The following is a 5,320-nucleotide window of genomic DNA, read 5'->3' as shown; positions in this document are numbered from 1 at the left end:
ACACCCCCCCCCCCAGCCCCGCCCCGCCCCCCCCCCCGGGGGGGCCGGGGGGCCCCCCCCGCGCCCCCCCCCCCCCGCGGCCCCGTCGGTTCACCGCCCCCGGCCGGGGTATGAACCAGACGCCTCGAACACCGGGCCGGAAGGAACGCGATGCTGCCGGGATCGTCCAGGAACGCGACGGTGCTCGACTCCGCCACCCGGGACCGGACCCGCGTCCTGCTGCTGTTCAGCCTCTCCGGACGGCTCCACCCCAGGGACACCGCCCTCGGCGCCCTCGTCGACCGCTACGACTACGGCCGGTTCGCCTCCCACCTCATGACCAGCCAGGACGTGCTGCCCGTCCCGGTCCTCGACGAACAGGTCGCGCCCCGGCGGCTGCGGCTGACGCACGGCGACCACGGCCCGGGGCCGGCGTCCTCGCGGATCCTCGTCGTCACCACCCCGCGCGGCGACGCCACCCTCGTCGTGGACTGCGCCTTCGCGGGCGAGACCACCGCCGGTGACCTGGCCGTCTGGCTGGCCGCCACCTGCTTCGACCGGCACCGGATCGAGCTCGACGACCGCCCGATCCTGCAGAGTCTGGCCCCGCTGCTCGGCGGCCGGCCCCTCGCCCTCGGCCAGAACGTGCACCAGATCGTCTTCCCCGGCGGCCGGTTACAGCGCGAACTGCTCGCCGCGGACGAGGCCCGCAGGGCGATCCTGCTGAACGAGATCGTCTACCGCGGCCGGATGCCGTGGAACCCCGACGCGCCCTACGACGCGAGCCTCGCGACCCACCTCAGAAACCACGGCCTCACCCTGAGCGCCCTCGGCCGGGGCGTCTCCGTCCAGGCCGGCTGGGCCCCGCACGTGGAGAACGGCCTGGTCCTCGTCGCCGTCGGCATGATCTCCGCCCTGTCCGTGCTGCAGCGCACCCGCCTGGCGGCCTTCGCGATGATGAAGGCCAACGAGCAGGTCCTGACCGACTCGCCCACCGAGATCCGCTCCCTGATCTCCCGCCTGTCCGCCGGTGTCAACGAACTCCAGCTGGACCTGGCCTTCGGCGTCGAGGCCTACGTCGACAGCCTGCTGATCCCCGAGATGGTCACCGAAGCCTTCCAGTCGTCCCTGGGCGGCGCCCTCGGCATCCGTGACAGCCTGGACAACTCGGCCCGCATGGTCGAGCGGCTCACGTCGGTGATCAGTGCCCGCTCCGCCGCCCTCGACGCCGAACTCGCCGAGCGCGACGACCGCCGCGACCGCACCGTCTCCGGCCTGGTCGCCGCCGCCACCCTGATCGCCCTGCCGCCGACCCTGCTGCTGGCCTTCTTCGGGGTGAACGGCACGAACGTCGACGAGCACCGTTCGATCCTCGACCTGCGCGTCTACGGCACGGCCTACGCCCTGGCCTGGCTTCCCTTCGTCGTCCTGGTCGTGATCGGATACGTCCTGCTCAGACGGGTCCGTACCCGCTCCGGCTCGTTGCTGCCCGCGCCCGCCGACGACTTCGCGCCCGTACCACCGCCCCGCACGCCCTCCGGGAACCGGCGACCATGACGCCCCGCCCCGCCGTCTCCGCCCACCGGGGCGGCTCGGAACGAGCCGGCCCCGCCACCTGGGAGGCGTACGAGGACGCGATCGAATCCGGCGCGGAATACGTCGAGTTCGACATCCGCCGCACCGCGGACGGAGTCCTCGTCGTCTACCACGACCCCCGGGTCGGCCCCGCCGGGCCGCCGCTGGCGCGGGTCACCCACGCCGAACTGTGCGACCGCGCCGGATACGCCGTGCCCGTGGTGGACGACGTCATGGCCCTGATCGCCGGGAGACTCGTGGCCCACCTCGACCTCAAGGAGACCGGTTACGAGCGGGAGGTGGTCGACCGGGCCGTCGCCCTGCTGGGCACGGACGGTCTGGTCGTGACGACGCTGGAGGACTGCTCCGTCGCGGCCGTCACCCGGCGCTTCCCCGGGGTGCGCACCGCCCTGTCCCTGGGCCGGGACCGCAGGGAGCTCGCCCTGGCCCGGCTGCCGGGCACCCGCCTGAGCGAGCTGTTCCCGGCCCGCCGCATCCGGGCCTGCGGGGCGCACGGCGTCGCCGTGCACCAGCGGCTGGCCAGGACCACCGTGCTGCGCGAGGCGACCCGGCACGGCCTGTTCACCATGGTCTGGACCGTCAACGACGACACCCTGATGCGGTCCTTCCTCACCCACCCGCGCGTCGACGTGCTCGTCACGGACCGGCCCCGGCGCGCCGTCGCGCTGCGCGGTCCGATCACCCCTTCGCGGCATTGACAACGGCGCACTCAAGTTTTGTGCTGGAGTGTGGGACGGGTCGTCACCCTGGTGGAAGGGGACAGCGATGGGACGAGCGGTCGGGATCGACCTCGGAACCACGAACTCGGTGGTCGCGGTGCTGGAGGGCGGCGAGCCCACCGTCATCGCCAACGCGGAGGGGGCCAGGACCACACCCTCGGTCGTGGCGTTCGCCAAGAACGGCGAGGTCCTCGTCGGAGAGGTGGCCAAGCGGCAGGCCGTGACGAACGTGGAGCGCACCGCCCGCTCGGTCAAGCGGTACATGGGCGACGCGCACTGGCGTTTCCCGGGCGAGGGTGACGTGGACGGCACCCGTTACCGGGCCCAGGAGCTGTCCGCGCGGGTGCTGCAGAAGCTCAAGCGGGACGCCGAGTCCTACCTCGGCGAGGACGTCACCGACGCGGTGATCACCGTCCCCGCGTATTTCGACGACACCCAGCGGCAGGCCACCAAGGAGGCCGGTGAGATCGCGGGCCTGAAGGTGCTGCGCATCATCAACGAGCCGACGGCCGCGGCCCTCGCCTACGGCCTGGACAAGGAGAACGACCAGACGGTCCTCGTCTTCGACCTCGGCGGCGGCACCTTCGACGTGTCGCTGCTGGAGATGGGGGAGGGCGTCATCGAGGTGAAGGCCACCAACGGCGACACGCACCTCGGCGGCGACGACTGGGACCAGCGGATCGTCGAGTACCTGGTCAAGCGGTTCAAGGGCCAGTACGGCGTCGACCTCTCGGCCGACAAGATGGCGGTGCAGCGGCTGCGTGAGGGCGCCGAGCGGGCCAAGATCGAGCTGTCCAGCTCGACCGAGACGACCATCAACCTGCCCTACATCACGGCCTCCGCCGAAGGGCCCCTGCACCTCGACGAGAAGCTGACCCGGGCCCAGTTCCAGGAGCTCACCGCCGACCTGCTGGACCGCTGCAAGGCGCCCTTCCACCAGGCGGTGAAGGACGCCGGCGTGCAGCTCTCGGCGATCGACCACGTCATCCTCGTCGGCGGCTCGACCCGGATGCCCGCCGTGACCGACCTGGTCAAGGAACTCACCGGCAAGGAACCGCACAAGGGCGTCAACCCCGACGAGGTGGTGGCCGTGGGCGCGGCGCTCCAGGCGGGCGTCATCCGCGGCGACGTGAAGGACGTGCTGCTGCTCGACGTCACCCCGCTGTCCCTGGGCATCGAGACCAAGGGCGGCATCATGACCAAGCTCATCGAGCGCAACACGACCATTCCGACCCGGCGTTCGGAGATCTTCACGACGGCCGCCGACAACCAGCCCTCCGTCGGCATCCAGGTCTACCAGGGCGAACGGGAGATCGCCGCGTACAACAAGAAGCTCGGCGTCTTCGACCTGACGGGCCTGCCGCCGGCGCCGCGCGGTGTGCCGCAGATCGAGGTGGCGTTCGACATCGACGCCAACGGGATCATGCACGTCTCCGCGAAGGACATGGCGACCGGCCGCGAGCAGAAGATGACCGTGACCGGCGGTTCGGCCCTGCCCAAGGACGACATCGACCGGATGATGCGCGAGGCCGAGCAGTACGCCGAGGAGGACCGCACCCGCCGGGAGGCCGCCGAGACCCGCAACCAGGCCGAGCAACTGGTCTACCAGACCGAGAACTTCCTCCGCGAGAACGGCGACCGGGTTCCGGCCGACACGAAGTCCGAGGTCGAGTCGGCCGTCGCCGAGGTGAAGGAGCGACTGGAACAGCAGGCGGACACCGCGGCCCTGCGCACCGGCGTCGAGAAACTCGCCTCCGTCAGCCAGAAGATGGGCCAGGCGATGTACGCCCAGGCGCAGCAGCCCCCCACCGGGGAGACCCGCACCGAGGAGCCCTCCGCCGCCTCACCCGACGAGGAGACGGTGGTCGACGCGGAGATCGTGGACGAGGAGAAGCACGGCCGGGACGAGCCTTCGGGCCCCGCCCAGGGCTGAACCGCGGACGGTCCAGGGCCCTCGGAACAGCGCGCCGGCCCCGCCCGAGCCGGACCGCTCGGGGCGCGGGCCTCGGCGGAACGCGGCGACTCGGACGGCACGGCCCGGGCTGACGGGCTCGGGGTGAGGGCCCTGGCGGAACGCGACTGGGGCGGCACGGCCTGGGCTGGCGGGCTCCGGGTGAGGGTCCTAGGCAGTCTCGTTTGGATCACCGAGCGGACCAGAGGACGATGCCCGCGATGTGAAGTCCGGCCAGGTAGATGGTGGCGGTCTTCTCGTAGCGGGTGGCGATGCCTTGCCACTGCTTCAGGCGGTTGATGTACCGCTCGACGGTGTTGCGCTGCTTGTAGGTCTCGCGGTCGAAGGCCGGTGGCCTGCCGCCCCGGCTGCCCCGACGTAGCCGGTGTCCGCGTTGGTCAGCGGGGACGGGGATCACTGCCCGGATGCCGCGCTTGCGCAGGTGCTCGCGGATCGCGCGCGAGGAGTACGCCTTGTCGGCCAGGACCAGGTCCGGCCTGGTGCGCGGCCGTCCGCGCCGACGGGGAACGCGCAGGCGGGCCATGACATCGGTGAAAGCGGGTGCGTCACCGGCCCTGCCCGCGGTGAGAACGAACGCGAGGGGCCGGCAGCGGGCATCGGCAGCGAGGTGGATCTTCGTGGTCAGCCCGCCCCGGGACCGGCCGATGGCGTGGTCGTCCGGTTCGCCGGCCGGGGCCCCTTTCTGCGGGCCCCGGCCGCGTGCTGGTGAGCCCGCACGACCGTCGAGTCCACCGAGACCGCCCAGTTGAGGTCCTCGTCCGCGTCGGCCTGGGCCACCAGGGCGGTGAAGACCCGCTCCCAGGTGCCGTCGACGGCCCGCATCCGCAGCCGGTTGCAGACGCCTCGCCAGTTGCCTACTTCTCCGGCAGGTGGACCCACTGCGTGCCGGTCTGGAACTTGTAGGCGATCGCGTCAATCACCTCACGATGGTCGCGCCAGCGGCCACCCCGCTTCGGTGTCCGGTCCGGGAGTAACGGCTCGATCCGCGCCCACTGCGCGTCAGTCAACGGCACACCCGGACCAACGACCGACTGATCCAAACGAGACTGCCTAG

At 71.8% G+C, this 5,320-nt stretch carries 3 protein-coding genes and 1 pseudogene; 3 read left to right on the top strand and 1 reads right to left on the bottom strand.

Features of this window, described 5'->3' with window-relative positions:
- Positions 1 to 150: 150 nt before the first annotated feature.
- The 3 genes from ACFV20_RS36450 (at position 151) to dnaK (ending at position 4,227) form a co-directional block, all read left to right on the top strand.
- Positions 151 to 1,536: a hypothetical protein gene (locus tag ACFV20_RS36450; protein ID WP_385665372.1), complete on the top strand. Its 1,386-nt coding sequence runs from the start codon at positions 151 to 153 to the stop codon at positions 1,534 to 1,536.
- Positions 1,533 to 2,273: a glycerophosphodiester phosphodiesterase family protein gene (locus ACFV20_RS36445; RefSeq protein ID WP_385665369.1), complete on the top strand. Its 741-nt coding sequence runs from the start codon at positions 1,533 to 1,535 to the stop codon at positions 2,271 to 2,273. The genes ACFV20_RS36450 and ACFV20_RS36445 overlap by 4 nt, the downstream gene beginning before the upstream one ends.
- 67 nt (positions 2,274 to 2,340) lie before the next feature.
- Complete coding sequence (gene dnaK, locus ACFV20_RS36440; RefSeq protein ID WP_385665366.1) at positions 2,341 to 4,227, top strand: molecular chaperone DnaK; 1,887 nt, start codon at positions 2,341 to 2,343, stop codon at positions 4,225 to 4,227.
- A 208-nt stretch (positions 4,228 to 4,435) separates the two neighbouring features.
- Here the strand turns inward: dnaK and ACFV20_RS36435 are convergent.
- Positions 4,436 to 5,306: pseudogene (locus ACFV20_RS36435) on the bottom strand (IS5 family transposase).
- Positions 5,307 to 5,320 lie beyond the last annotated feature (14 nt).

The sequence above is a fragment of the Streptomyces sp. NPDC059696 genome, from assembly GCF_042733745.1.
Classification (GTDB): Bacteria; Actinomycetota; Actinomycetes; order Streptomycetales; family Streptomycetaceae; genus Streptomyces.
Note: the sequence above shows the minus strand (reverse complement) of the source record. Positions and strands in the feature narration are given on the sequence as shown.